Source organism: Lacipirellula sp. (assembly GCF_965279485.1).
GTDB lineage: Bacteria > Planctomycetota > Planctomycetia > Pirellulales > Lacipirellulaceae > Lacipirellula.
Window position 1 is genome coordinate 895,984 of sequence record NZ_CBDIIC010000001.1, and the last position, 26,701, is coordinate 922,684.

The 26,701-nt window shown below is 62.3% G+C and carries 18 protein-coding genes; 8 read left to right on the forward strand and 10 right to left on the reverse strand.

Going from position 1 to position 26,701, the window contains the following annotated elements:
* Nucleotides 1-788: 788 nt before the first annotated feature.
* From ACQY7R_RS03790 to ACQY7R_RS03810, 5 genes are all read left to right on the forward strand, one after another.
* Nucleotides 789-1,847, forward strand: a complete 1,059-nt coding sequence (locus ACQY7R_RS03790; RefSeq protein ID WP_428304268.1) for a lysylphosphatidylglycerol synthase transmembrane domain-containing protein — start codon at nucleotides 789-791, stop codon at nucleotides 1,845-1,847.
* A 295-nt stretch (nucleotides 1,848-2,142) separates the two neighbouring features.
* On the forward strand, nucleotides 2,143-5,694 hold the full coding sequence (locus tag ACQY7R_RS03795; RefSeq protein WP_428304269.1) for an isoleucine--tRNA ligase: 3,552 nt from the start codon (nucleotides 2,143-2,145) through the stop codon (nucleotides 5,692-5,694).
* Complete coding sequence (gene purN, locus ACQY7R_RS03800) at nucleotides 5,691-6,359, forward strand: phosphoribosylglycinamide formyltransferase (protein ID WP_428304270.1); 669 nt, start codon at nucleotides 5,691-5,693, stop codon at nucleotides 6,357-6,359. The genes ACQY7R_RS03795 and purN overlap by 4 nt, the downstream gene beginning before the upstream one ends.
* Nucleotides 6,360-6,388: 29 nt before the next feature.
* Nucleotides 6,389-7,258: a class II aldolase/adducin family protein gene (locus tag ACQY7R_RS03805; protein ID WP_428304271.1), complete on the forward strand. Its 870-nt coding sequence runs from the start codon at nucleotides 6,389-6,391 to the stop codon at nucleotides 7,256-7,258.
* A 107-nt stretch (nucleotides 7,259-7,365) separates the two neighbouring features.
* Nucleotides 7,366-8,139: a PIG-L family deacetylase gene (locus ACQY7R_RS03810; RefSeq protein ID WP_428304272.1), complete on the forward strand. Its 774-nt coding sequence runs from the start codon at nucleotides 7,366-7,368 to the stop codon at nucleotides 8,137-8,139.
* Between the two features lie 273 nt (nucleotides 8,140-8,412).
* Here ACQY7R_RS03810 and ACQY7R_RS03815 read toward each other — a convergent pair whose 3' ends face one another.
* The 6 genes from ACQY7R_RS03815 to ACQY7R_RS03840 all read right to left on the reverse strand — a co-directional run bounded on the left by ACQY7R_RS03815 (nucleotide 8,413) and on the right by ACQY7R_RS03840 (nucleotide 13,742).
* Entirely contained in the window at nucleotides 8,413-9,225 is an 813-nt protein-coding gene (locus tag ACQY7R_RS03815) for an SDR family oxidoreductase (protein WP_172991987.1), read from the reverse strand.
* On the reverse strand, nucleotides 9,218-9,913 hold the full coding sequence (locus tag ACQY7R_RS03820) for a ribulose-phosphate 3-epimerase (RefSeq protein ID WP_428304273.1): 696 nt from the start codon (nucleotides 9,911-9,913) through the stop codon (nucleotides 9,218-9,220). The genes ACQY7R_RS03815 and ACQY7R_RS03820 overlap by 8 nt, the downstream gene beginning before the upstream one ends.
* On the reverse strand, nucleotides 9,913-10,797 hold the full coding sequence (gene lsrF, locus ACQY7R_RS03825; RefSeq protein ID WP_152098781.1) for a 3-hydroxy-5-phosphonooxypentane-2,4-dione thiolase: 885 nt from the start codon (nucleotides 10,795-10,797) through the stop codon (nucleotides 9,913-9,915). Before lsrF ends, ACQY7R_RS03820 begins: the two co-directional genes overlap by 1 nt.
* A gap of 434 nt (nucleotides 10,798-11,231) precedes the next feature.
* Complete coding sequence (gene mscL, locus ACQY7R_RS03830) at nucleotides 11,232-11,633, reverse strand: large-conductance mechanosensitive channel protein MscL (protein ID WP_428304274.1); 402 nt, start codon at nucleotides 11,631-11,633, stop codon at nucleotides 11,232-11,234.
* A gap of 58 nt (nucleotides 11,634-11,691) precedes the next feature.
* The gene (locus tag ACQY7R_RS03835) at nucleotides 11,692-12,747 is read right to left on the reverse strand and encodes an RluA family pseudouridine synthase (RefSeq protein ID WP_428304275.1); all 1,056 of its coding nucleotides are present in this window, start codon (nucleotides 12,745-12,747) and stop codon (nucleotides 11,692-11,694) included.
* Nucleotides 12,744-13,742, reverse strand: coding sequence for a hypothetical protein (locus tag ACQY7R_RS03840; protein ID WP_428304276.1), 999 nt, complete (start codon nucleotides 13,740-13,742; stop codon nucleotides 12,744-12,746). Before ACQY7R_RS03840 ends, ACQY7R_RS03835 begins: the two co-directional genes overlap by 4 nt.
* A gap of 342 nt (nucleotides 13,743-14,084) precedes the next feature.
* Between ACQY7R_RS03840 and ACQY7R_RS03845 the strand changes: the two genes are divergently transcribed.
* Nucleotides 14,085-16,214: an ATP-dependent helicase gene (locus tag ACQY7R_RS03845; RefSeq protein WP_428304277.1), complete on the forward strand. Its 2,130-nt coding sequence runs from the start codon at nucleotides 14,085-14,087 to the stop codon at nucleotides 16,212-16,214.
* Nucleotides 16,215-17,163: 949 nt separating this feature from the next.
* Here ACQY7R_RS03845 and ACQY7R_RS03850 read toward each other — a convergent pair.
* Nucleotides 17,164-18,903, reverse strand: a complete 1,740-nt coding sequence (locus tag ACQY7R_RS03850) for an HAD-IIB family hydrolase (protein WP_428304278.1) — start codon at nucleotides 18,901-18,903, stop codon at nucleotides 17,164-17,166.
* Nucleotides 18,904-18,986: 83 nt separating this feature from the next.
* On the opposite strand from ACQY7R_RS03850, the gene ACQY7R_RS03855 reads away from it, so the two are divergent.
* Nucleotides 18,987-19,349, forward strand: a complete 363-nt coding sequence (locus ACQY7R_RS03855) for a cupin domain-containing protein (protein WP_428304279.1) — start codon at nucleotides 18,987-18,989, stop codon at nucleotides 19,347-19,349.
* A gap of 63 nt (nucleotides 19,350-19,412) precedes the next feature.
* Here the strand turns inward: ACQY7R_RS03855 and cbiE are convergent, their stop codons facing one another.
* On the reverse strand, nucleotides 19,413-20,660 hold the full coding sequence (cbiE, locus tag ACQY7R_RS03860) for a precorrin-6y C5,15-methyltransferase (decarboxylating) subunit CbiE (protein WP_428304280.1): 1,248 nt from the start codon (nucleotides 20,658-20,660) through the stop codon (nucleotides 19,413-19,415).
* Nucleotides 20,661-20,760: 100 nt separating this feature from the next.
* Nucleotides 20,761-22,821 (reverse strand): glycogen debranching protein GlgX, encoded by a 2,061-nt coding sequence (gene glgX / locus ACQY7R_RS03865; protein WP_428304977.1) that lies wholly within the window; start codon nucleotides 22,819-22,821, stop codon nucleotides 20,761-20,763.
* Nucleotides 22,822-23,451: 630 nt separating this feature from the next.
* Between glgX and purM the strand changes: the two genes are divergently transcribed.
* Entirely contained in the window at nucleotides 23,452-24,513 is a 1,062-nt protein-coding gene (gene purM / locus ACQY7R_RS03870; protein ID WP_428304281.1) for a phosphoribosylformylglycinamidine cyclo-ligase, read from the forward strand.
* A gap of 185 nt (nucleotides 24,514-24,698) precedes the next feature.
* Here purM and ACQY7R_RS03875 read toward each other — a convergent pair whose 3' ends face one another.
* Nucleotides 24,699-26,573: a protein-disulfide reductase DsbD family protein gene (locus ACQY7R_RS03875; RefSeq protein WP_428304282.1), complete on the reverse strand. Its 1,875-nt coding sequence runs from the start codon at nucleotides 26,571-26,573 to the stop codon at nucleotides 24,699-24,701.
* Between the last annotated feature and the right edge of the window lie 128 nt (nucleotides 26,574-26,701).

The window sequence follows — 26,701 nt, forward strand, 5'->3', positions numbered from 1 at the left end:
GCAAAACGCGATTTTAGGCGACACTAAGGATTGGCGTGTAAGTCGTTTTCATGAAATGAGTTACACGCTATCGCGTCGCGTTTAGTGTCGCATTTAGAGGCGACACTTGCCCCTCGATCGGGGGGCAACGCCGGGTGAGCGGGCCACGGTGAAGTAGTCGGCTATTCGGTTTTCAAAGAGCGGGTTTGGGGTGAGCTCGAATCCATGGGTCAGTGCGAGAGGGATCGAACGCCGGATCGGCGTCGGAGACGCCTCCCACAAATGCCCCATCTTGGGAATTGTGTCGCCCCTCTGGGGCTACGGATTTTATTGGGCTGCTGACCAGGGGCTTGCGCCCCTGGCTACAACATTTCGCCCCCTACGGGGGCTGGGAGTTGGAAGCTCCGCTCGGTTCCAGCACCGCACTGCCCACTGCCCACTGCCCACCACGCCACGCCACGCCAATAAACACCCGTACAGTATACCGCGATGAGTGGCCAAAAGCGAGTTGCAAAATGGGCGTTTGGGCGGGTTGCGGCGTAGGTCGCCCTGGTGGATTGGAGGCGAGGCGGTCACACTAGGGGCCCTTGGGGAGCGGGTTTACCGATATCAAGCTTGATATTGTGAGTCTTCCGGCTCCCTCCCCCTTGAGGGGAGGGCTGGGGAGGGGGTGGACCAGATGCTTGTTAGATGAGTGGTCTGGTCGGGCTGACTTGGTCATCACACTCCAGCGTCACGCCACCCCCGGGCGGAGCCCGGGGCTAGAGCGGCGGCTTTACCACAATCCAACTTTCTGCAAACTGCCGCCGATGCCTGCTCCCCTGCCCCACTCGTCGCATCACCGTCGTCGGGTTGTCGTGGGCATTTTGAAGATGGCGATTGCCGCGGCGATCCTCGCGTTTCTTATTTACCGACTGAAGGGCGAAGGGGTCTTTACGCGGCTTATCGAGGAGCCAAAACATTGGGGGCGGCTCGCGCTGGCTCAGGTGTTCGTGCTCGTGGGCATCTCGCTCAATTGGGTTCGTTGGCAGATTCTGGTGCGGGCGCTGAAGCTCGATTTTTCCTTCCGCGATGCGTTTCGGTTGGGAGCGCTCGGACATCTGCTCAGCCAAGTCTCGCTCGGCAGCGTCGGCGGCGACGTCTTTAAAGCGATGGTGGTCGCCCGCGAGCACCCGGGAAAGCGGACCGAGGCGGTGGCGAGCGTAATCATCGACCGCGTCGTGGGGCTTTATGCGCTGCTGCTCGTGGCGTCGGTGGGCGCCATCGCGGCGGGCGAGTCGCTGGCGCTCGACGATGAATTGCGCGGGCTGATGGCGCTCGTGCTAACGCTGGCTGTCATCGGAACCGTGGGAATCGCGCTCCTGATGACGCCGGCGCTCACTGGGCCATGGTTGCGAGAGCGGTTGCGGAAGATTCCGGGCGTCGGGTCGACGCTCGTGCGACTGTTCGGCGCTGCCGATGCGTACCGACACGAGCGGCGGTACCTGTTCGCAGCGATCGGGGTGGCGTGCTGCACCCACTTGTCGCTCGTCGCGGCGATTTGGCTGATTGGCCAGGGGTTGCCCATTGAAGCGCCGACGTTGGCGGCGACGTTTTTGGTGGGGCCGCTGAGCTTGTGCGCGGGGGCAATTCCGCTGACGCCGGCGGGGCTCGGGACGTTCGAAGCGGCGATGGATCAGCTTTATCAGGCGGTCGGCAGCCAGCAGGGCGACGGGTTGCTCGCGGCGATTTGCTACCGAGCGATGACCTACGTGGTCGCGGGGATTGGGGCGGCGTACTACGTGACGGCGCGGAAGAAGGTCCGCGAGGTGCTGGAAGAGGCTGAAGCGGAAGAGGATGCCGCTGAGGATGAGGCGCCTGGCACCTAACAAAAGCCACCGGCTCGGCCGGTGGACGAAGTGGCAATCGACGCTCTACTCGCGGCGCGTCCACCGGCGGAGCCGGTGGCTTTCAACGGGCGAGGCACACCGGCCGTATCCTGTGCCGCTCCCCTGGGTTCGTGGCCCGAAATCCCTTAAACTTAAGCGTTTACGGCTGCGGCGGTTGTTTTGCGCGACCATGCCTAACGGCCGGCAGAGCGCCCCCCTGGCAGAGCCCGGGGCTAGAAGGCAGCTCACGACACACCGATCACCAGTCACTGATCCCTGATCACCAATTCCGCCCATGTTCCCACCTGTCGACAAAGACCGCGGCTTTCCTGAGCGTGAGCTCGACGTCCTTCGCTTCTGGAAGGAGCGGAACGTTTACCAGCAGACGCTCGAAGCCCGCGCCGACGCGCCGCCGTTCATCTTTTACGAAGGGCCGCCGACGGCGAACGGAATGCCCCACCCCGGGCACTGTCTCACCCGGTCAATCAAGGATCTTTACCCGCGCTACAAGACGATGCGCGGCTACCGCTGCGAGCGCAAGGCGGGCTGGGATACGCACGGGTTGCCGGTCGAGGTCGAGGTTTCCAAAGAGCTGGGGATTCACTCGAAGGAAGAGATCGAAAACTACGGCGTCGAACCGTTCATCCAGAAATGCCAGGCGAGCGTCTGGCGGTACATGCAGGAGTGGGAAACGCTCACCGAGCGGATCGGCTTTTGGGTCGATTTGAAGAACGCCTACGTCACCTATCACCAAAGCTACATCGAGAGCGTTTGGTGGTCGCTGAAGAATTTGTTCGACCGCGGGCTGCTGTACAAGGGGCACAAGATCGTTTGGTGGTGGGCGCAGGGTGGGACGGCCCTGTCGAGCGGCGAGGTGGGACAAGGGTACCGCGAGGTGGCGGATCCTAGCGTGTATGTGAAGTTTCCGCTGCTCGATGACAGCGGCAAGCCGACCGATACGTCGCTGCTGGTGTGGACGACGACGCCTTGGACATTGCCGAGCAACCAGTTCGCAGCGGTGCACCCGGAACTCGATTACGCCGTCGTGGAGTCGGAGGGCGAGAAGCTCGTCATTGCGACCGCGCTGGTCGAAGCGATCGCGGCGAAGAGCAAGCGCGAGTTGCAGGCGGTGAAGACTTTCAAGGGCGCGGAACTGCTCGGGAAGCGTTACGCACCGCCGTTCGATGGATACCACGCGACGCAGGGGAAGCAGACCGGCAAGCTCGCCGCCGGCGGCGAGCAGGCGATCGCGTGGCGAGTCGTCGCGGCCGACTTTGTAACCACCGACAGCGGTTCGGGCGTGGTCCATCAGGCCCCGGCGTTCGGCGAGGTCGACTACGATGTGCTGATCGCCGAGCAGGCTCGCTTTGCCGACGGAAGCGGACCGAAGCTGATCAACGCGGTTGGCCCCGACGGTAAGTTCACCGACGAAGCGCCTGAGTACGTGCGCGGCCGGTGGGTGAAGGACTGCGATAAGGAAATCATCCGCGACCTCAAAACCCGGGGCGTGCTGTTTCACCAAGAGCAGTACCTCCACGACTACCCCTTTTGCTGGCGGGCAGAACAAGACCCGCTCATCCAGTACCCGCGCGAGAGTTGGTTCATCCGCACCACCGCGTTCAAGGAGGCGATGCTGGAGAACAACTCGCAGATCAACTGGCTGCCTGATCACATCAAGGATGGGCGGTTTGGCAAGTTCCTTGAATCAAACGTCGACTGGGCGCTGAGCCGCGAGCGGTTTTGGGGGACGCCGCTGCCGATTTGGGTGTGCAGCGAGACGGGGAAGATGGAGGCGCTCGCCGGGTATGACGAGCTGCTCGCCAAGCCGGGCGTGCAAGGGACCGAGGTTTGGGCGGCCGCGAAGAAGCAGAATCCGGAGTTGGTCGAGGACTTGAAGGTTCACAAGCCGTACATCGATGCCGTCACCTATGATTCGCCGTTCGCGAAGGGCGCGCGGATGGAGCGCGTGAGCGAGGTGATTGATGGTTGGTACGATAGCGGCGCCATGCCGTTTGCGCAGTGGGGATATAAGGGCGAACCAACAAATTCAAATCTTTCTGGCTCCCTCCCCCTTGAGGGGAGGGCTGGGGAGGGGGTGGCAGCGGGTAATAGCGCGAAGTCCAATCAGGGTTCCTCCCCCCTCCCCCAACCCCTCCCCTCCGGTGGGAGGGGAGCAGAAGAAGCAGCCAGGAATTTCCACAACCAGTTCCCGGCCGATTTCATCAGCGAAGCAATCGACCAAACGCGCGGGTGGTTTTATAGCCAGCTCGCGGTGAGCACGATGTTGTGGGGCGAGCAGCGAGCAGCGAGCGGCGAGTCACGAGAAGAAAACAATTCTCGCGACTCGAAACTCGAAACTCATAACTTCCCCTACCCTCACCCGTTTAAGAACTGCATCGTCCTCGGGCTCATGCTCGGCGAGGATGGGCAGAAGATGTCGAAGAGCAAGCGGAACTATCGTGAGCCGCGGGAGATTTTCGACAAGTATGGCGCCGACGCGCTGCGATGGTACTTCTTCGCGAATCAGCCGCCGTGGACGTCGATTCGGTATAGCGAGCAGTCGATTAAGGACAGCGTGCCGGAGTTTTTGCTGCGGTTGTGGAACGTGTATTCGTTCTTCACGATCTACGCGAATATCGATGGGTTCACGCCAGTAGCCGCAGCTCAACGAGCTGCCGGAGCGGGTACAAGAAGACCTTTGGCTCAGCGGAGCGAGCTCGATCGCTGGATCCTCAGCGAGCTGAATCGCACCGAGGCGATCGTCGTTGAGCGGATGGACGCCTACGACAACTTCGCGGCGTGCGCGGCGATCACCGAGTTCGTCGATGCGTTGTCGAACTGGTATGTCCGCCGCAGTCGCGATCGGTTCTGGGCGACGGACAAGCAGTCAGCGGAGAAGCTCGATGCTTATTGGACGCTGTACGAGTGTCTTACCACGACGGCGCAATTGATCGCGCCGTTTACGCCGTTCTTGGCGGAGAGCTTGTGGCAGAATCTGGTCGCGAAACCGCTGAACGGCGCGAAGGCCGGTAGTGCGGCGGAGAGCGTTCACCTGTGCGACTACCCCGCGGGGGATGCGGCGGCGGTCGACGTGCAGCTTTCGGAGCGGATGAATCTCGTGCGGCATATCTCGTCACTGGGGCGGCAAGCTCGGACGGCTGCGAGTCTCAAGGTTCGGCAGCCGCTCGCGCGGGTCGAGGTGATTCTCGCCGACAATACCCATCGACGGTGGCTCGAAGAGCATGCCGAGGTGATTGCGGAAGAGCTGAACGTCAAGCAGGTTGAGTTCAGCGACGAGCCCGACAAGTATGTGGAGCACGAGGTGCTGCCGAACTTTAAGTTGCTTGGCAAGAAGCTTGGCAAGCTGATGCCGAAGATCAAGCCCGCGCTGGCGAGCCAGAGCGGCGCCGAGTTGCTCGCGAACTTGCGCGACAACGGCAAGGTTGATCTGGTGATCGACGGACAAGCGGTGGAGTTGTTGCCCGAGGAACTGGAGGTTCGCTTTCAGGCGAAGCCAGGTTGGGCGGCGGCGAACGACAAGGGCGTCGTCGTCGTGCTAGCGACGGAGGTGACGCCGGAACTGCTCGCCGAGGGATTGGCTCGCGACTTGGTGCGGGTGATTCAGGATCGCCGTAAGGAAATGGGCTGCGAGTTTACGGACCGGATCAACGTCGGCGTTGTTTCCGCGGCGCCGGAACTGATCGGCGCCGTCGAGAGCTTCCGCGAGTATATCTCTGCAGAAACGCTGGCGGCGAAATTGACGACGAAGGCGATTCCCAACGCGGCGCCGTTAGCCACGAAGGTCGGCGACGCCGATGTGGAACTCTACCTGCAGGTGGCGTCATGAGTCGCGAACCGGTGAAGCCGCTAAAGATCGCCGTGCTGATTTCGGGCAGCGGGCGGACGCTGAAGAATTTCCTTGAGCTGGCCGCCGAGGGAAGCCTGCCCGTCGACGTGCGGCTGGTGATTTCCAGCAGCCCAACGGCCGGCGGGTTGCAGTACGCCGTCGATGCGGCCGTGCCGACGGAAGTGCTCATTCGGAAGAATTTTTCATCGGCGCAGGCGTATGGCGATGCGATTTTCGCGGCGTGCCGCGCGGCGGATGTTGACGTCGTTGCGATGGCAGGGTTCCTCAAGCTCGCGCCGGTGCCGGACGACTTTGCGGGGCGCGTGGTGAACATCCACCCGTCGCTGATTCCGGCGTTCTGCGGCCACGGCATGTACGGGCATCGCGTCCACGAGGCGGTGCTGGAGTATGGCGCCAAGGTGACGGGCGTGACGGTACACTTCGTCGACAACGAGTACGATGCGGGGCCGATCATCTGGCAGCAGCCGACGCCGGTGTTCGATGACGACACGGCGGATACGCTCGCGGCGCGGGTGTTTGAGGTCGAGAAAGAGGCGTACCCGCATGTGCTGAAGTTGCTGGCGGCGGGGCGGATTAAGCTCGACGGGCGGCGGGTGCGGATTGTCGCGGGGCGGCCGCGCGGCGGAGCGATGATTGATGATTGAATTGACACCGTCAAGCAAGACGCGATGCCATGGTCGATATTGAACAGATCAAGCAAGAGATTTGCGACATTGGCGACCGGCTGTACAAGCGCGGGTTCGCGGCCGCGAATGACGGCAATATTTCGTATCGCATCGGCCCGAACGAAGTCCTGTGCACGCCGACGATGATCTGCAAAGGCTTTATGCGGCCGAGCGACATCGCGACGGTCGATCTTGAAGGCAATCAACTTGCCGGCGAGCGGAAGCGGTCGAGCGAGGTGCTGCTGCATCTCGAAATCCTGAAGGCGCGGCCCGACGTGAAGAGCGTCGTTCACTGCCATCCGCCGCATGCGACGGCGTTTGCCGTGGCCCGCGAGGCGATTCCGTCGTGCGTGTTGCCGGAGGTCGATGTGTTTCTCGGCAACGTGCCGATCGCGCGTTATGAGACGCCGGGCGGTAGAGAGTTTGCCGAGACGGTGCTGCCGTTCACGGCGCAGACGAACGTGATGATTCTCGCCAGCCACGGCGTTGTGAGCTACGGCGAGAGCGTCGAGCGGGCGTACTGGCTCACTGAGATTCTCGACGCCTACTGCCGGATTCTCATTCTCGCAAAACAGGTGGGGGGCGTGGAGTTTCTATCGGAGCAGCAAGGATGGGAACTGCTCGCGCTGAAAAAGCGGTTCGGCATCGACGACCCGCGGCATGCGGCGAGCTATCAGGGGAGCGATTTGTTCGCTGACGATATCTTTCGAGAGGCGTGGGCCGCGAGCGGCGTGAACGGCGGGGCGTTCGGCATTCCGGCGTGGTCGCGGGCGGCGGCGGAGTGGACGAAGCGAAGCGGCGGGCCGTTTGATGAAGAGGCGCTGATTGAGCGCATCGCCGAGCGCGTCGCGGACAAGCTACGGGACAAACTGAAGTAGGGACTTCTTCTTTGCGCCTTCGCGCCTTTGCGTGAGATCTTGTTTTAAGAGTGTCTCACGCAAAGGCGCGAAGGCGCAAAGGAAATACGAGAGAGAAGGCGAGCAGTATGTCGAACGTTGTTGAACTTCCAGAAGCGCTGGATGTGATTGCCGTCGGGGCGCATCCGGACGATGTGGAGATTGCGTGCGGCGGGACGCTGGCGCGGCTGGCTGAGCAGGGGCACAAGGTCGGGATCATTGATCTCACCGACGGCGAGCCGACGCCGAATTCGCCGGGGCCGGAGGCGCGGCTCGAGGAAGCGCGAGCGGCGGCGGCGGCACTGGGGATTCACAAGCGGATCGTGCTGCAGCTTTCGAATCGGAAGCTGTTCGATTCGTACGAAAATCGCGTGGCGCTCGCGATCGAGTTGCGGCGATATCGGCCGAAGCTGGTAATTGGGTTTGGCGAGAAGACGCCGATGGCGTCGCCCGATCATTGGCAGGCGATGCAGATCACCGACGCGGCGATTTTCTACGCGCGGCTCACGAAGTGGGACGATCAGTTCGAGAACTTGCCGCCGCATAAGATTGCGGCGCAGCTGTACTACACGTTGGCGTTTTACTCGGCGACGCCGCTGCAGGGGGCGGGGCACATTATCTCGGATATTAGTGCCACGCTGGAGAAAAAGCTCGCGGCGGTGCGGTGCTATGCGACGCAGTTCCCAAAAGAGAAGGAGCACGTGTTTGGGCGCGTCGAGGCGCAGGCCAAACACATGGGTGAAATCGCAGGGTTCGCGGCGGGCGAACTGCTGGTGACGCCGCGGACGCTGGGGACGCGTGATCTGATGGGGGCGATTTTTGGGGACGTGGTGGTGTCGCCGCCTTCGGATGCGCCGATGTAGCCCCGGGCTCCCACTCACATCAACAAGCCATCTGGTCCCCTCCCCTTGAGGGGGAGGGTTAAGGAGGGGTGACGGCAGCGGATACCCGGGTTCTTCCCCCCTCCCCCGCCCTCCCCTCCAGGGGGAGGGAGCCAGACAATAACAACAAATGCGCGCGGAGCGTCCTCGCCGTTAACACTGAATACATGCCCACAGGAGTACCTGAGGGCATGGCACCCAACCAAACGGAGTGGTGGCCGACCCCCGGGCGGAGCCCGGGGCTAGAGGATACGACTACCTTGGCGTCGCGTCGGGCAGGCCGCCGTCGACGGGGATCGTGGCGCCGGTCGTGGGGCTTTGCCGCGAGACGAAGTACAGCACCGCGTTGCCGACGTGGCGGCCGGTGACGGACGCCTTCAGCAAGTTGCGGTTGCGGTAGTATTCGTGGAGTTCCGCTTCGCTGACGCCGCGGGACTTCATGCGGTCTTCGCCCACGAGGTCCCACAGGCCCGACTTGTACTTGCCTTCGGCGAACACGGCGTCGGGGGCGATCATGTTGACGCGGATGTCGTGCGGCGCGAACTCGACGCTCGCGATGCGGCCGAGCTGATGGCAAGCGGCCTTCGTCGCACTGTAAGCGCCGAAGCCGGCGCTTGGCGAGGGGACGTTCTTCGTCGACATGACGACAATGTCGCCGCCGGCCGCTTTCTCGATCATCCGCTTGCCGGTTTCCTTGAGCACGACGAGCGTGCCGTCGACGTTCACCTTCTCCAGTAACTGGAAGCGGGCGATGTCCATGTCGACGATCTTCGACACGTACGCGATCCCCGCGTTGTGAATCATGATGTCGAGCCGGCCGAACTTGGCGTAGATCTCGTCGAGCGCGGCGCCAACGCCTTCCGGACTGGTGACGTCCATCGGCAGACCGATCGATTGGCCAGGAGCGAGCGCGTCGAGATCCTTCGCGAAGGCGTCGAGCTTCTCGCCCGGCAGATCGGTGGCGACCAGCGTAGCGCCGTTCTCCAGCAGGACTTCGCAGATGCCGTAGCCGATGGCGCCGGCGGCGCCGGTGACGACCGCGACCTTGCCGCTCAAAACCTTAGACACTGATTTGCTCCAGCATGAACTGAATATTCTCGGCGGGATTGCCGGCGAACGCGGCGCTGCCGGTGACGATGCCGTTCGGACCCATCGCGGCCAGCTGGCTGATGTTGTCCTTGGTGACCGCGCCGTCGACGAAGATGACGATCTGTTCGTTCAGTGCACGAACAGCGGCGATCTTCGCAGGGAGCGCGTCGATGAAGCTTTGCTTCCCGGTGGTTGGGCCGACGGCGAGCAGCGTCACCGCGTCGATCTTGTCGGCGACAGATCGAATTGCGTCGACCGGCGTCGCCGGGTCGAGCGAAACGCCCCGCACGATGCTGCGGGCCGGATCGTTGGCGTTCGTTTGCTGGCCGATCAGATCGAGCGTCGCGGCCACGTCGCCGCAATGCTCGATCGAGAACGAGATCACGTCGGCGCCCGCCTTGGCGAACGCGGCGACGTGTTTCTCGGGTTCTTCGATCAGCAGATGAACGTCCTTGAGCAAGCTGGTGCGCAGCCCGACGAGGACCGGCGCCCCGGCGGTGATGCTCGGCCAGACGCGGCCATCCATCACGTCGAGGTGCAACAGCACGCCGAACTGCTCCAGCAGCTTCACGCCGGCCCCGTAGTCCATCGCGTCGGCGGCAAGGATGCCGACGCTTAGTTTCGGGGGCTGCGTACGAAGCGTTTCAAGGACTGCGGACTGGCTCACTACTTCGACTCCGCCTTGAGCGATTCGAAGAGTTGGAGCGCTTCGGCTGGCTTCATGTTTTCATGAACGACCTTGTTGACGGCGGTCATCATCGCCTTAGGGGCGTCCGACTGGAAGATGTTCCGGCCCATGTCGACGCCGGCGGCGCCTTGTTGGACGGCGTTGTAAGCCATCGTCAGGGCTTCGAGTTCCGGCAGCTTCTTGCCACCGGCCATGACGATCGGCACAGGGCAGGACGAGGTGACGGTTTCGAACTCTTCAGCGACGTAGTAGGTCTTGATGACGTGGGCGCCGAGTTCAGCACACATGCGGCACGCGAGCCGGAAGTACTGGGCGTTGCGAACGAGTTCCTTACCGACAGCGGTGACGGCCATCACGGGGATGCCGTAACGCATGCCGGCGTCGACGAGGCGCGTCATGTTGTGGACAGAGCGGGTTTCATGCTCGCCGCCGATGAAGACCTGGATGCCGATGCCGGCTGCGTCGAGGCGGATGGCATCTTCGATGTCCATCGCGATTTGTTCGTCCGAGAGTTCCTTGAGGATGCTCGGGCCGCCCGAAGCACGCAGGAAGACCGGCTTCTGAATGTCGGCCGGAATCATCGAGCGAGTGATGCCGCGGGTGCAGAACAGGGCGTCGCACATCGGAGCGAGCGGAACGATCGTTTGATCGATGCGCTCGAGGCCGGTGGTGGGGCCTTGGAAGTAGCCGTGATCGAAGGCGAGCATCACGGTGCGGCCCGTCTTCGGATTGAAGGTGTGCGAGAGGCGGTGCTTCATGCCCCAATCGAGGTTGCCGCTGCCCTTGAGGAAGAACCCGGGGGTTTGCTGCGGCACGTCGGTGAAATAGTTCTTTTCTTTCTTGCTGACGTCGACTTCTGGCATTGTTCGCTTCCGTAAGTTAAATCGCACTACGCTTAAGAGTTTTTGAGACTCGCAAGCGAGCATTCTACCATCGCTAGCGCGGGCGTCTAATGGGCCTCGGATTAGGACATTTGCTTGGCGCAAAACGCGGCGCGATTGGCGCGCGACGAGCTCAAGAAAGTGCACGCTTTTTTAACGATTTCGAGAAATCTTTAATTTCGTGCGTTAAACGATTGAGAATCGTTGAGAAGCATCGTTAGCGATGTATTCAGCCACGGCGTGTGCGTGGAGCGGCGCGAAGAATCTGCTGGGACGATTGCGCGCGTTTCAAGCGGCGCCATCTGCAATGAGATGGCGCCGCTGACGGGGTCGGGATCGTTTTGCCACTGGAGGCTCTACCATCAGGCGAAGCTCGCCAGTGGCAAAACGATCCCGACCCCTTTTACTCGCTGTACCTACGAGCGCTTCGCGAGCGCGTCGCGGATTTCGCGCAGGAGCAGAATTTCTTCCGATGGCGGAGCGGGCGCTGCTTCTTCTTTCTTCACCATGCGGTTCATCGCTTTGATCACGAGGAATAGCACAAAGGCGACGATGATGAAATTCAGGATCGCCTGCAGGACGGCGCCGTATCCGATCATCGGCGCCTTCATGCCGTCGATCACTTCAGGTACAGGCAGTTCCCACGCGGCGTCCTTGAAATCAACGCCCCCTTGCAGGTACCCAATGATCGGCGTGATCACCTTGCCGACAATCTCGGTGACAATCAGCCCGAAGGCGCCGCCGATCACCACGCCAACTGCCATATCGACGACGTTGCCGCGCATGGCGAACTTCTTGAATTCGCTGAGTAGTCCCATTGAGAATCTCCTTGAAGGCACGTGTCGCAGGAATCGACGCGCTGCCGTTGTATCACGATCAGACGGCCGATCGCAACACTTCCAGGAAACGCTCCATATCTTTCGGCAGCGGCGCTTCGACCGTCATCGCCGTGCCGCTCACCGGGTGCGCGAAGCTGAGCCGATGGGCGTGTAGCGCGTGACGAGCGAGCAGCACTTCATCGTCCGGAGCATCGCCGCCGAGTCGCTTCTGCCGCGTGATACTGCGGACCTCGCCCAAAGTGATTCGCGAGCGGCTGCCGTACTGCTTGTCGCACAGCACCGGGCAGCGGAGGTACGCCAGGTGGAGACGAATCTGATGGGTGCGGCCGGTCTTCGGGCGGCAGCGAACCACCGCAAAGCCGGGGAAGCGTTCCAGCACTTCGAAGAAGGTCTCCGCCGGGCGGCTATCAGGGTGGTCGCCGCGGATCGCCATCTTTTCGCGGTGCGTCGGATGGGGGCCGATTGGTTCGTTGACGCGATCGGCGTCGCGATCGAAGCGGCCGGCGGAGATCGCGAGATATTCCTTTTGCACCAGGCGGTCATGAAACTGTCGGGCGAGCGATTCGTGGGCGGCGTCGTTCTTGGCCACAACGATGGCGCCGCTCGTCTCGCGATCGAGCCGGTGGACGATGCCGGGGCGAACCTGGCCGCCGACGGCGCTGAGGCCGTCGTTAAAACGATGGACGAGCGCGGCGGCGAGCGTGCCGGCCCAATGCCCCTTCGCCGGATGGACGACCATGCCGGCAGGCTTGTTGACGACGGCGATGACGTCGTCTTCGTAAAGCAAGTCGAGCGGGATCGGCTCGGGGAGCGGTGCTTCGACCGCTGCGGCGATGCGGATTTGAATCTGATCGCCCAGCAGCGTGCGGTACGCGGCCTTCTGCTGCGTGCCGTTGACGGTGGCGAGACCCTCGTCGATCGAGCGGCGAATGCGAGCGCGGCTGACGCCATCGATCGCAGCGGCTAAGAACGCATCGATGCGCTGGCCAGCCGCGGCTTCGTCGACAGTGAGCGTGTAGTCGCCGAACTCGCTGGCCAGTGACGTGACTGGCGCGACTTCGTCATCCCAAGCCCCCTCGTCGTCCACCGTCATTGAGCTGCCGGTTTCTCAGCGGCAGCGCCGTCGGCGGCCGGCGATTCAGCGGGGGTTTCGGTAGCTGCGGGAGCGTCGGCAGCGGGCGTTTCCGCCGCCGGCGTTTCGGCAGCAGGAGTCGTGGCGGCTGGTTTTTCTTCCGCAGCCGGTGTTTCAGTCGTGCCAGCAGCGGGAGTTTCAGCGGCGGGGGCCGCAGCGCCTTCGGCCGGAGCCGCGCCTTCCGAGTACCGCTTGCCTTCGTCTTCGGCGGCCTTGATGCCACCAAGGATTTCTTCGAGCGATTGCGTCGTTTCGAAATTCACACCACCTTGATCGGCCGACGGCGGAGCGGCTTCGAAACCGGGCCGTGCGCCGGGCGAACCGGGGCCGGTCGGCGGGGTACGCTTCGGCAGTTCGACGGTGGCGAGCCATTCGATCGTTTCTTTCGCCGGCTTCGCCTTAAGCGCCTTGATCCGATCTTCAGCAAGCTCGGCGAAAGCGCCGTCGACGAGTTCGTACTGAGCGATCGCGTCGGTGATGTCGCCTTGCATTTCGCTGACGCGAGCCAAGCCGAGACGAGCGCGGCTCTTCAGTTCGGAGTTCGAAGCGCCGTCGGCGAATTGCTCGTAGATCGATTCGATTTCATCGAGGCGCTTCTTGGCGTCTTCGCGATTGGTGAGATAGAGCTGCGAAGCACGAAGGAGTTGGCGATCGGCCCAGCTCATGTAGGCCCATTCCTGCATCTCAGTGCCTTGCAGGTCTTCGCGATCGGCAATCGTGCGCAAGTTCCGCGATTCGACGTCGCCTTCAAGTAGGCCGACTTCAAGCTCGTGCCACGCCTCGCTGTTGCGGCGTTCTTGGTAGGAATTCCAGAGCGAGGCGACGATGAACAGGCCGAGCAGCGCGGCGATCAGGCCGAGGAGCGCCGACGTGTAGGGGCGCGCCTTGTCGCTCCAGGTGGTGATCCCTTCGGCCAGGGCGTTGGTTTCCAGCTCGTGTCGGCGTTCGGTATTCATGAATATTGATGAGTGGGCAGTGGGCTGTCGGCAGATCGAAACCGCTGGGGGCCGTTGCCGGCTGTAGTGCCGGGCGTGAGAGGCCGCCTAAAACCCGAAGTGTAAGGCCATGAAACGACTTGCGTCAAGGCTAGCGTCGGAGGAGCAGTTCCCGCGGCAGGCTTCCGTCACTTTGCGCGGAGGGGCGCTTGGCGGTTCAGTTGATCGAGTCGGCGGATCGCGGGGACTTTGCCGGAGGCCGTTTGTTTTCGCGCGGGTGACGGTAGACTGGCGGGTCGCGCCGCACTGCTGAAACAGTCGCCGCCGGCCCGCCTTGTTTTCGCCCGCCTGCATGGATGCCCGATGGCTCACGGACTGAATCCCGCCCAACACGCTGCCGTTGAGACGCTGAGCGGCCCGCTGCTCGTTTTGGCTGGGGCCGGGACGGGAAAGACCCGCGTCGTGACGACGCGGATTGCGAATCTCATTCGGCATCGGATTAAGCCTGATCGCATTCTGGCGGTGACGTTCACCCGCAAGGCGGCGGGCGAGATGCAGGAGCGGGCGATGGCCCTGCTCGGCGGGCCGGAGAAGGGCGGGAAGACGCACCGCAAAGCGAAGCCGAAGGGGCCGAAGATTCGGCCGCAGATTTCGACCTTCCACGCGCTGTGCGTGCAGGTGCTGCGGCGACACATCACTCAGCTGGGCTACCCCCCCCAGTTCGCCATTTGCGATCGGGGCGACCAGGAATCGCTCGCGCGGACGTCGCTCCGCGATATTCGCTGTCCGGAAGATTCGCTGCGGCCGGGCGACCTGCTGGCGATCATCAGCAACTGGAAGAACAAATCGCTGCGGCCGATGCAAGCGGCGTCGGAAGCGACAAGCGACAAGGAGCACCTCGCCGCCGCGGCCTATCGGCGCTACCAGAGCAGCTTGAAGGCCCGCGGCATGGTCGACTTCGACGATCTGCTCCTCTGTACCGAGGAGCTGTTCACCAAATATCCGGCGATCCGTCGCGAAGAGTCAGGCCGATTCGATCATGTGCTGGTCGACGAGTACCAGGACACGAACGGCAGCCAGTACCGCATTGTCAAAGCGCTCGCGATGGGGCATCGCAACTTGTGCGTCGTGGGCGATGACGACCAGTCCATTTACGGCTGGCGCGGCGCCGAGGTCGAGCACATTCTGCGGTTCAAAGAAGATTGGCCCGATGCAAAGGTCGTGCGGCTAGAAGAGAACTACCGCTCGGCGGGGGCGATTCTCGAATACGCCAACACGCTGATTGCGTTCAACAAGAAGCGGCACGACAAAATCTTGCGGCCCGCGCGCGGCGCCGGGCAACGGCCGATCATCATGCAGCTGCCGGACGAGACGCAAGAAGCGGAACGGGTGGTCGGCGATATTCAGATGCAGCTGACGCAGCCGGGGATGCAGGCAAAAGATTTTGCGATCCTGTGCCGCACTAATGAGCAGCCGCGGGCGTTCGAGACCGAACTGCGACGCCTCAAGCTGCCGTACATTCTGGTCGGCGGGCAATCGTTTTTCGATCGCAAGGAAGTCCGCGATCTGCTGGCTTACCTAAAGACGGTCGAGAACCCGACCGACGAAACGTCGCTGCTGCGAATCATCAACACGCCGCCGCGGGGCATCGGCAACGCGACGGTGAAGCAGTTGCTGGCTGAGGCGGTGAATCGCGGCGAACCGATTTGGAACGTGCTCCGCGAAGCGGCCGGCGGCGGCGGGGCGACGGGCAACGCGATCGGGAAATTCGTGAAACTCATTGGCGAGTTGAAAGAGATCGCCGACCGCGGAGCGCCGGTCGACAAGTTGGTCGACGCGGTGGTCGATCGCACGCAGTATCGCCGCGAGCTCGATCGGCTTTACCCCGACCCGATGGAACGCGAGGCCCGCACCGCGTCGATCGAGGAACTGATCAACGCCGGCGCCGCGTACAACAAAGGAAATAAGACGAAGAAAGACGAAAAGGAAATCCCGCTGCTCCGCGGATTCCTCGACGACGTCGCCCTCGGCGGCAGCGACAACCGCGACGAAAAAGAGGACCAGCTGCAACGCAACGCGATCGCGCTGATGACGCTCCACTCGGCGAAGGGGCTGGAGTTTCCGTACGTCTACATGGTGGGGATGGAGGAAGGGATTCTGCCCCACAAGCGGACGCTCGAAATGCCGGACGAATCGCAAATCGACGAAGAGCGGCGGCTCTGCTACGTCGGCGTCACGCGAGCCCAAGAAAAGCTGACGATGTCGTTCGCCCTCACGCGGCGGAAGTGGGGGAAGCCGAAGGACACGGTGCCGAGCCGGTTTTTGTATGAGATGACCGGGCAGGCGGAGAACGCGGCGAAGGCCCGGGCGGCAGCTGCGGCCACGCTTGGGCCGCATAAGAAGCATCCCGCGGCGAAGGGGGCTGGCGGGCCGAAGGGTGGCAAAGGGGCTAAGGGAGCGAAAGGTTCGCAATCGCGCTCGCCGCGGCGGTAGACTGCCTCTTCCATGACTATTGTCTCCTAAGGACATTCACGTGTATGCGAGCCACCTCGCCGCAAGTTACGCCGGTCCTGTGATGGCGATTGGCGAATTTGAGAAGACAGTGCATTTATGGAATGTTGCAGAGCCGAAATGCCTCGGCACGCTCGACACCGTGCTTGATTTTGGCGGAGATCGTCTCGCCGTCACCGGAGACGGCAAGCAAGTCGTCGCAGGCTCTTGGACTAAGGGGGTCGCAGCATACTGCACGACTTCGCTAAACGCTCAGTGGCATCGCAAGGACTTAAAGCATCCGCAATACATTCGAATTTCTGTAGATGACAAACGAATCATTTGTTGTCTCGACACGAAGCCCTGCCAGGAACTAGATCGGAGCACGGGCGAAACGATCAGGACGTTTCGCGGCGTTCGCGAGTTATGGGAAAGCCCTTACGACCCCGTAAGACTAGTGGTGAATCTAAATAGAAGGAGATTTCTCCAAACCTTAGACGGAGAGAAACTTTTCGAGATTCCCAAAGAGACATTTGCAATATTGTCGACCGCGTTTTCGCCTGGCTTCGTCTGCACCTCAGAAAGTGGGGGGGGCCGTCCGATGCTTCGATACACAATCTGGGGAAGAAGTTTGGCGGTTCGCTCCGGAGAAAGGAACTCATTTCCTTAACCTCGGATACGTTGAGCAAGCCAGTTCGTTCGCCGGAGTTTGCTTGCCATACGAAGGTGGTGGCCACCAAACTCTATTCCGCCTTGGCGATACATTACCCACTTGCAAGCCGATCCTGGACTTGGGGCATTGCGGCGACTCCGCTTTCTGCTTGCGCGGTTCGCAGTTAATGCTCGGAAGCGGCGATTTGATCAACTCTCTTACTGGCGAATCGATCCATCAACTCTGGTCGAGTAGCGCCCCGCAGGAAGCATGAGTAGTCCGTAGCGTTCAATACACGACTCAGCTCGCGCCGGCGACGGGCATCTTTGACGTTGGCGCCAGGATGTACTCGCGCTCGATGGCGGCCCGCAGCATCTCGCGGCCTTCGTGCGGGTCGAGGGCGTCGAGCGATTCGATTTGCTTCGCCGCGACGGTGAGGCCCTCATCTTTCACGCACGTTTCGAACCACTTGGAATAGTCGCCCTGCTGGCGATGAAACTCCCAAGTATCGTCGTCGACGCCGTCAGCGACTTGCAGGAACATCATCAGATTTTGAGCCCGCAGGTTGAGTTTCGCATCGGGGCCGCGGAAGAAAAAGCTGCGGTCGGGGGGGAGCTCGCCCTCGGCGTACTTGCGGCGATGGCGGCGGCGTTCGGTTTTGCAGGGGTAGGCGGCGATTTTTAGCGGCGGCTCCTGCGTGCCGGGCTTCCAAAGCAGGACTTCGCCTTGCTGCAAATGCGGCGGTGCGAAATCGGGGGCATCGATGCCGGCGGTTTCGCAGTAAGTGGCGATCATCTCCTCGGCGTTCTCGCCAACGACGAGCAGCATGTCGACGCGCTGGAGCATCTCAGGCGCGAGAAGTTCGGGATGCACGGTGATCATGATCACATTTTGAAACTCTTCAGGAACTACGCCGTCGGGCGGGCGCCAATCGGCGGGGAGGAGGTGGTGGGCCTCGTCGAGGATCAGCCAATGCGGCCGGCCGGTGCGGGTCCGCATTTGCAGCAGCGGGCCGAGCATGCTGAGGAACATTGGCGGCCGATCGGGAATTTTGAGGCCGGTGAGATTGACGATCGCGTTGGCGTCCGGGTTCGAGAGGAGTTGCAATGCTTCATCTGCGGCTGGCGGCGCGTCGGGACTGCCGAACGCGACGGCGCCGGCGAAATTTTCGTAGTCGCCTTCGGGGTCGAACAGGCAAAACTGGTAGTGCTGCTCTTCGAGCGTTTCGACGATCCGCGTGACGAGCGTCGATTTGCCGCTGGCGGACGGACCGCAGATGAGGATGCAGGGGCCGTGTGAGGGAATCGCGATTTCGTCGTCGCCGGCCTTTCCAAGGACTAGGTGGTGGCGGGCGAGTCGCTCGTCAAACTTCGCCAGGTCGTCCTCAACCATCGCGGCAATGAGTTGCGCGACGCCATCACCGTGATCGGATGGGGTGACGAAGTCGGCCGTCTCTTTCACGGCCGGCAGCGCATTGCTGACGGCGGCCGAGAATTCGCAGAGCTTGAGCATCGCGTGATCGTTCTCGGCATCGCCGACGCCGACGACGTTGTGCGGCGAGAGGCCCATCTCCTTGAGCGCTGCGGTGAGGCCGCTCGCTTTGTTGACGCCGGCCGGCAGGATCATGACGGCGCCTTTGTTGAAAATGACTTGGCTTTCCAGCCCGAGGTCACGGATCGATTCGAGGACGATGTTTTCGTACGGCTCCCAGGTGGCAACGATGACGCGGCCGACGGAGACGCGCTCGACTTCGCGGGCTTGCAGCATTTCCAGAAACGCAGGCGACGGAGCCTCGGCGAGGGGGCGTTCCTCCTTCGTCGCGGGGTGGTAGAGGAGGCCGCCGTTCTCGGCGACGACCCACTCGCAGAGATCTACCTCGGGAAAGATTGCAAGAAGCTCAGGCAACTCGCGGCCGGTAACGAGGATCAGCCGGCGGCCAGTGGCGAGTAGATTACTGAGCGCGGCGACGGTGCTCTCGCTGACGATGCCGTTGTGGGCGATCGTGCCGTCGTAGTCGGTGGCGAGGGCTTGGTAACGCATGTATGCTCCGTGATTGCCGAACTGGCGCCAATCGTTCGGTTGAATTCCTGAACTCCAACAGCTACGACTCAGGAGCAAATGCGATGCCGCGACTCATCAATTCGCCGACGCGTATTCACGCCCATGGCGAACCGCCCAAAGTGATTGAGGAATACGTCGGTCGGGTCAATTCTCAGACTGCCGAGCTGAGCGTCGCGCGGATGGTGAGCCCATCAGGCTGGAGCGAGCCGGGCCAGACGCCGGAGTTCGCGGAGTACACCCTGGTGCTGCGCGGATCGCTGCGAGTCGAGACCCGCAGCGAGACATTCGACGTTGCCGCAGGGCAAGCAATCATCACGGACGCGGGCGAGTGGATTCGCTATAGCAGCCCGGGCGCCGAGGGGGCGGAGTACGTGGCGGTTTGTCTGCCGGCGTTTTCGCCGGGGACGGTTCATCGGGATGAGTGACTTGAGGGAAGACCGGAGACTTGAAGACCGGAGGCATAAAGCCTCCGGCTCGCCTGTAGGGTGCTAGGGCGTTTTTGTTGCGGAGACTAGGAACGCAGGGTTCAGTGAGTTCAGCCGTAATCGTTGCAGCTGGTCGGTGCCGCGGGCGACGCTGAGCATCCAGACGTTGACGTCGGAGGTGGCGGCGGCGAGGTTGGCCTTCACTTCGTGGAGGCCTTCGATGCTCGAGACGCTCGCAACCAGGCGGCCGCCCGGTTTGAGGCGTTCGAAGGCGAGTTCGGCGAGACGGGCGATTTCGCGGCCGCTCCCTTCGATGAAGACTGCGTCTGGATCGGGGAGGTCGGCCCAGACTTCCGGGGCGCGGCCAACGACTGGCGTCACGTTCTCGGCGGCGAAGCGGTCGGCATTCTCGCGAATCAGTTCCAAGTCTTCGGCATCTTGTTCGATGGCGAACACCTGCCCGGCGGGTGCCAGGAGCGCGGCTTCAACGCTCACCGAACCGCTGCCAGCGCCGACGTCCCAGACGATACTCCGCGGCGAGAGCGCCATTTGCGCGAGCGCGACAGCACGCACCTCGGCCGGGGTGAGCAGGCCATGCTTCGGCTTCGATTGAACGAACGCCTCGTCGGGATTGCCGAACAGGCTGCGCACCGAGGCGTCGCGGGGACGGTCGGGGGCGTCGCTGCTGCGGACGAGGATCATCACGTTGAGCGGATCGAACTTCTGCCCGGCGATGTCGGCGAGCGAGCCGCGAGTGACGCGTTCGTTGCGGGCGCCGAGGTTCTCGCAAACGTAGGCGGTGAAGTAGTCAATCTTCCGCTTCGCGAGAGCCCTCGCCACGGCGTCGGGGCCATGCTCGTCGGTCGTGAACAGGCCGACCTTCTCGGCGGTGCGGATCCGCTCGACGACGGCTTCGAGCGAGTGGTTCGCGAGGTTGGTGAGGTAGGCGTCGTCCCAGCTCTCCTTCACGCGGGCGAAGGCGAGCTGCATGCTGCTAACGTGCGGCACGATTTCGCAACGCTCGATGCCGACGCGATCGCACAGGTAACGAGCCAAGCCGTAGAACAGCGGGTCGCCCGAAACGAGGACCGCGACGCGGCCATGCTCGGCGGCAATGCGATCGGCGGCGGCTTCGACGTCGGCGCCGAGGACGAGCCGTTCCGTCACATTGCCAGGGACGAGCGCCAACACACGGTCGTTACCGACCAGCAAGTCCGCCTCAGTGATGATGCGGCGAACGGCGTCGGAAGCGCCGTCGAGCCCGTCGTCGCCAATACCGATGATCGAAACGTTGGAGCGTGAGGCCGCCATGGCAGTGCTATCAATTCCAATTCTGGATAGAAAACGAAGTAGGCCGTAGGCGAGGAGCAATGCCCCGCCTACGGCCTACAGCCTACAACTTAGAGCCGGGCTATGCTACATAGCACCGCAGCGAGTGATGGACCATTTTCACGCGTCCGCCGGCGGGGACTGCGGGGCCGTTGACGCCGGGATAAACGTCGCCCGGGGACTCGGCTGCGGTATCGACGAACAGGCGCCAAGGAAGCCGTCGCACGGCCGCCGGGATGGTGAAATCTTGCGAATCGCCTCCCGCATGGAGCAGCAGCATGATGTATCGGGCCGTCGGATCATCGAGTCCGGCGGTGCCGAGGACGCATACCAAGCTCTTCTGCGGCGAACTCCAGTTCACGCCATGCCCTTCCGGGCCGTACCAACTGACGTCCGGGATCTGCCCCTCGCCGGCGGCTTGGCCGGTGAGAAACGTGGGACGACGAACGTTGGGTTGGGCCTTGCGGAACTCAATGATGGCTTGCGTGAACCGCAACATCTCCGAATTCTTCTCGACCAAATTCCAATCGAACCAGCTCGTGCCGTTGTCCTGACAGTAAGCATTGTTGTTGCCGCGCTGGGTTCGCAGGACTTCGTCGCCGGCGACGATCATGGGCGTCCCTTCGCTCAATAGGAGCGACGCCATCATGTTCTTCGCTTGGCGGCGACGCAGCTCGACGATGTGCTTTCGCCGAGTCGGACCTTCTACGCCGTAATTTGCACTGTTGTTGTTATTCTCTCCGTCCCGGTTGTCTTCTCCGTTGGCCTGATTGTGCTTGTGCTCGTAGCTGACTAAGTCGTTGAGCGGGTAGCCGTCATGAGATGTAATGAAGTTGATGCTGTGGTAGGGATGCCGGCCGCTCGTTTGGTAGAGATCGCTCGAGCCTGACAGCCGGGTGGCCATCGGGCCGATCATCCCCTGATCGCCGCGCCAAAAACGGCGGACGTCGTCGCGGTAGTGACCGTTCCACTCGGCCCAACGCTTGTCGGCGAAGTTGCCGACTTGGAACGCCCCGGCGGCGTCCCATGCTTCGGCGATGATCTTCGTGTCGGCGAGCATCGGATCTTCGGCGATCAGCTCGACCATCGGCGGGTTCGGCACAAGCTCGCCGTTCCGGTTGCGGCTGAGGATGGACGCCAAGTCGAAGCGGAACCCGTCGATGTGGTAGTTGTAAACCCAATGGCGGAGGCAGTGGAAAATCATCTCGCGGCAGATCGGGTGATTGCCGTTCACCGTGTTGCCGCAGCCGGAGTAATTCTTGTAGGTGCCGTCGCCGTTGAGCATGTAGTAGACGCGATTCTCCAGCCCCTTGAAGCTGAGCGTCGGTCCCATGTGATTTCCTTCGGCGGTGTGATTGAACACCACGTCGAGGATCACCTCGATGCCGGCCGCGTGGAGCGCCCGGACCATTTCCTTAAACTGGCGGACTTGGTCGCCCGGCTCGTTCCCCTGCTGGTAGCCGCGGTGAGGGGAGAAAAACGCAAGCGAGTCGTAGCCCCAGTAATTGGGACGATCGAGCTTGCCGCCAAACACGCCGTTCGTGGGGAACTCGTGAATCGGCATCAACTCGACGGCCGTGACGCCGAGCGACTGCAGATATGGAATCTTCTCGATGACGCCGAGATAGCTGCCGGGCGAGTCGACGTTGCTGGAGCCGCCCTTGGTGAACCCGCGGACGTGCATCTCGTAGATCACCGACTCAGACAGCGGGCGGCGCAAGTGGCGATCGCCTTGCCAGTCGAAGTTATCGTCGATGACGACGCACTTCGGCGGGCGGATGATGCCGTCTTCCGATGCTTGGAAGGCGCCGGCCAACGCGCGAGCATACGGATCGATCAACCGCGCTTGCGGACTGAAGCGATGGCCGCGCTCAGGGGCGTAAGGCCCGTCGGCTTGAAAATGGTACAACGCGCCTGCTTCAAGATCAGGCACGAAGAGACTCCAAATGTCGCCCCACCGGTCGGTGGTGCGATTGAAGTCGACGACGCGATAGGGCTCGCGGTCGGTGACTCGCTTATACAGCAACACCCGCATGGCCGTGGCCGAGCGGCTGTAAACGACGAACTGCACCCCGCCGTCCTGTAAGAGCGCACCGTAAGGCAGCGGATAGCGAAACTGCATGAATCGCTGCGCGGCTGGCATGACGGGCGTAAACGACGGCGTGGTGAGCGTGGGGGTCCATTGGGTCAGCATGGATCGGGAAGGCTCTCGGGATGACGGTGGCCGGCTTCAGGAGTTGTGGTTCCAGTTGCCGCCGCCGTGCCTTGCTTCCCTGAAGGCGCAGCGCTGGGCCACGCCTCATGCTTCGACTCAATCTCCCGTTAGTCTTGAAAACGCAAATGTGCCGCGGCGCACCTTCGCCTTACCGCACACGCGCGTCAACCCGTGCCTCCGCTTCAACATAGCTTAGGCGGAGCAGGTAGGCGCACCGGCGCGGAAGGCTTTGTTTCGCTACGCGGCGCCACTGTCGGGTTGCGCCGGCCGCCGTCGCCCGCTCACCGATAGGACCTGCACAATCGTACCCGGGCGGGGGCGAGATGCCAGCCCTGGGGGCTGGTTGCGGGGTTGGGGATTGAACCGCCAAGGACGCCAAGAGCGCCAAGGAATGCGGGGATTTGGAACCGCCTTCCCCTTGGCGTCCTTGGCGTCCTTGGCGGTTACAAGTAGCAGCGTTTAGGGCCCCACGCACCGGGGAAGGCGCGGACCCTCGACGGTCAGCGGCTGGGCCCTTAAAATCGCTCCCTTGCAGCTATCTTCACGCAAGCAAGTTCAATGGCAAAACTGACTTACAAAGACTCGGGCGTCGATCTGGCCACCTACGAGGAGTCGATGTCGCGGCTCCCTCGGCTGATGCGGCGGACGCACTGCCCGCGGGTGTTGCCGTGGGCCAATGGGTTCGCGGGGCTGTTTAAGCTCGATTTTGCCGGCGGGCTGTTCGCGCGAAACTACAAGGAGCCGGTGCTGGTTTCCTGCACCGACGGCGTCGGCACGAAGCTGAAGGTGGCCCAGTTGCTCGGCCGGCACGACACGGTCGGCATCGACCTCGTGGCGATGTGCGTTAACGATGCGATCTGCTGCGGGGCGGAGCCGCTGTTTTTCCTCGACTACGTCGCGATGGCGGCGGACGATCCGGGGCTCTTGGAGCAGATTGTCAGCGGCATCAGCCAGGGGTGCCTCGACTGCGACGCGGCACTAGTCGGCGGCGAGACGGCGATCATGCCTGACCTCTACCAGCCGGGCGACTATGACCTCGCCGGGTTCTGCGTCGGCATCGTCGAGCAGTCGCGGATGCTCACCGGGCAGAACGTCACGCCAGGCGACGCGGTGATCGGCATCGCCTCGAGCGGCATCCACTCAAACGGCTACAGCCTCGTGCGGAAGATCGTCCTCGATCATGCCGGGCTGAAAGTGAACGACAAGGTCGACTTCAGCGACCAGACCGTCGGCGACGTGCTGCTGACGCCGACGCGGCTTTATACGCGGCCGGTGCGCGACGTGCTGAATCACTACAAAGTAAAAAGCGTCGTCCACGCCGTGGCCCACATCACGGGCGGCGGGTTGCATGAGAATCTCTCGCGGGTGCTGCCCGATCACGTCGATGCGGAGATCTTCCGCGACAGCTGGCCGATCGCGCCGGTTTTCCCTTGGCTGCAGAAGCTGGGCGACGTCGAAGAGGCCGAGATGTTTCGCGTCTTCAACATGGGCGTCGGGCTGACGCTGGTGGTGAGCGACTACTACGCCGAGAGCATCCAGCAACAGCTTAACGGGCTGGGGTTTGAGAGCTGGAGGATTGGGCGGATTGTTGAGGGCAAGGGCGAGGCGCGTTGGGCGTAGGAACGAATTCCTTTTTCACCACGAAGGCACGACGGGCACTAAGTAGTAACACGAAGAAATGCAGAGAGCCGAAGCTAACGGTTCGGAATATCTCCCTTGCTTCGCTTGCTTAGTGCTTCTTTGTGCCCTTGGTGACTTGGTGGTTAGCCTTTTTCTCGCTGCTCCGGCGGGTCGTTGACCCGCGGCTACTTTTTCTCGCTAGTCACGGCGGCCGTTTTGGGGTCAAGCGAGGGGCCCGCTTCGGCGAGGGCTTCAAGGACTTGCGACTGCGTGATCACGTCTCGCAGCACCAGAACTTCCTTGTTGGGATCAGAAGGATAGATTGCCATTAGCGGAATACTTTGGCTGTTGAGTTCCGTTAACGCATTCTTGACCGTGTCGTTCTGATCGGTCCAGTCGGCCAACAGCGTCACGACGTCATTCGCTTCGACGACTTCCTTCACATCTTTGCGATTGATCGCCGTCGCCAAATTCAACTTGCAGGTAAGGCACCAGTTGGCCGTAAAGTCGACCAGCACCGTTTTGCCTTGCGCCCTCGCCACAGCAACTGCCTGAGGCGAGAAAGGCTCCCAAGCCAGTGCGTACTTGCTGGGGACGGTTAGCATGAAAGCTGTCACGCCGACGGCCGCGGCGACCGCAGTTCCCCACCCCCACGCCTTGAGCCGTTGCTTTCGCTCGGCATAGGCGGGGACGCGTCCGATGAGCCAGCAGGCGAACCAGATGCCGAACATCAACGCCAAGGTCGGCAGGAAGTACTTGTCGCCCAACGTCGAGAAGAGGTACACGACGGTCGCCAGCAGGACGAAGCCCATCAGGTTCTTGAGCGTGTCCATCCAGGCGCCTGGCTTCGGCAGCCAACTCACCGCTGCGGGGAATGCGCCGGCAATCAGGTACGGCAGGGCCATGCCGAGGCCGATTGAGAAAAACAACAGGTAAGTAACGATCGGCGGCTGCGAAATGGTGTATCCGAAGAGCGGGCCAAGGAACGGACCGCTACACGGCACCGCTAACAACGTCGTGATGATGCCCATGAAGTACGCGCCGCCAGGGCCATCCTTCGAGGCAAGATCCGTCGCAGAGCCCGTCGTGGCGAAGCCGGGAATCGGCACTTCCCAAACGCCGAGAAAGCTGAGAGCCATCGCAAAGACGAGGGCCGTCATTGCCACCTTAAACGAGGTGTAGGTGTAGATCTCGCCCCAGCCCATCCCTTTGCCGCTGAGCCCTAACTGCACGCCGGCAGACAGCGTCGCGAGCACCATGAACACGGTAAGAAGACCTGCCGTGTACGCGAGGTTGAGCCAAATGTTATGCAGACGGCTTTGCCCGCCTTGCTTCGCGAACGAGAACAGCTTGAGGCCGATGACTGGCAACACGCATGGCATCAAGTTCAAGATCAACCCGCCCAGAATGCCCGAGCCGACCAGCGACCAATAAGAGATCGATTGAATCGGCGCCGGCACAACGGCGGCGGGAGTCGCCGGAATCGCGGTCCCTTGGCCCAGTTTGGCGGTAAACGTCATGTTGAACGGAATGCAGGAACGATCGCAGACTTGGCCGTCGATCTTTCCGTTGATTGAAGCGTTCGCTGGATCGATGCTCGCCGCGAATTCAACCGGGGCGTACCACGTGACCACGTCACGGTGTTCGCGGAGTTCCAGTCCGATCCAGGCTTCGTTGTCGATGCGTGAAGTCGGTTGCTGGATGTGTTGAAACGGCGCGAGGAGTTTGACTTCTTGCCCGCCATCGATGTTGATCACCGTCGGCTTGGGGCCGCCGCCGCTTCCGTCGGCTCCCTGATCGATGGAGGAGATGTGCCAGTTGGGCGCCATCTTCGCGGTGACGAAGAGCATCGCAGGCGCGTCGGGCGTAGGCGCCGTGAACTCGGCGGAAATGGAAACCTCTTTGTGGGTCTGGCCGAAGCCCCCCCCAAGGCCGCCGCCGAGCTTGCTGTCGAACTTGCTGAAGTCGAGTTCCTGGGCCGCCGCCGTTGGCAGCAGAGCAAGCGCGAATAGGGCGGTCGCCAGCCAGGCGAAGTTCCCGAAGCGTCGAGTAAGAGTCATTCCGTCGAATTCCTAACCGGGAGATGCCAGCATCGCGCGCGGAATCCCCGCCGCCTTTGCCGATGAGAAGATTTTACGGTTGGGGCGAAAACCGGGTCAACGGCGATCGGCGGCGGGCGATGGCGGCA

Excerpts from the sequence above, each read along its gene's own strand:
- ACQY7R_RS03790 (WP_428304268.1), top strand. The coding sequence starts at position 789 with ATGCCTGCTCCCCTGCCCCACTCGTCGCATCACCGTCGTCGGGTTGTC.
- ACQY7R_RS03795 (WP_428304269.1), top strand. The coding sequence starts at position 2,143 with ATGTTCCCACCTGTCGACAAAGACCGCGGCTTTCCTGAGCGTGAGCTC.
- purN (WP_428304270.1), top strand. The coding sequence starts at position 5,691 with ATGAGTCGCGAACCGGTGAAGCCGCTAAAGATCGCCGTGCTGATTTCG.
- ACQY7R_RS03805 (WP_428304271.1), top strand. The coding sequence starts at position 6,389 with ATGGTCGATATTGAACAGATCAAGCAAGAGATTTGCGACATTGGCGAC.
- ACQY7R_RS03810 (WP_428304272.1), top strand. The coding sequence starts at position 7,366 with ATGTCGAACGTTGTTGAACTTCCAGAAGCGCTGGATGTGATTGCCGTC.
- lsrF (WP_152098781.1), bottom strand. The coding sequence starts at position 10,797 with ATGCCAGAAGTCGACGTCAGCAAGAAAGAAAAGAACTATTTCACCGAC.
- mscL (WP_428304274.1), bottom strand. The coding sequence starts at position 11,633 with ATGGGACTACTCAGCGAATTCAAGAAGTTCGCCATGCGCGGCAACGTC.
- ACQY7R_RS03835 (WP_428304275.1), bottom strand. The coding sequence starts at position 12,747 with ATGACGGTGGACGACGAGGGGGCTTGGGATGACGAAGTCGCGCCAGTC.
- ACQY7R_RS03840 (WP_428304276.1), bottom strand. The coding sequence starts at position 13,742 with ATGAATACCGAACGCCGACACGAGCTGGAAACCAACGCCCTGGCCGAA.
- ACQY7R_RS03845 (WP_428304277.1), top strand. The coding sequence starts at position 14,085 with ATGGCTCACGGACTGAATCCCGCCCAACACGCTGCCGTTGAGACGCTG.
- ACQY7R_RS03850 (WP_428304278.1), bottom strand. The coding sequence starts at position 18,903 with ATGCGTTACCAAGCCCTCGCCACCGACTACGACGGCACGATCGCCCAC.
- ACQY7R_RS03855 (WP_428304279.1), top strand. The coding sequence starts at position 18,987 with ATGCCGCGACTCATCAATTCGCCGACGCGTATTCACGCCCATGGCGAA.
- cbiE (WP_428304280.1), bottom strand. The coding sequence starts at position 20,660 with ATGGCGGCCTCACGCTCCAACGTTTCGATCATCGGTATTGGCGACGAC.
- glgX (WP_428304977.1), bottom strand. The coding sequence starts at position 22,821 with ATGCCAGCCGCGCAGCGATTCATGCAGTTTCGCTATCCGCTGCCTTAC.
- purM (WP_428304281.1), top strand. The coding sequence starts at position 23,452 with ATGGCAAAACTGACTTACAAAGACTCGGGCGTCGATCTGGCCACCTAC.
- ACQY7R_RS03875 (WP_428304282.1), bottom strand. The coding sequence starts at position 26,573 with ATGACTCTTACTCGACGCTTCGGGAACTTCGCCTGGCTGGCGACCGCC.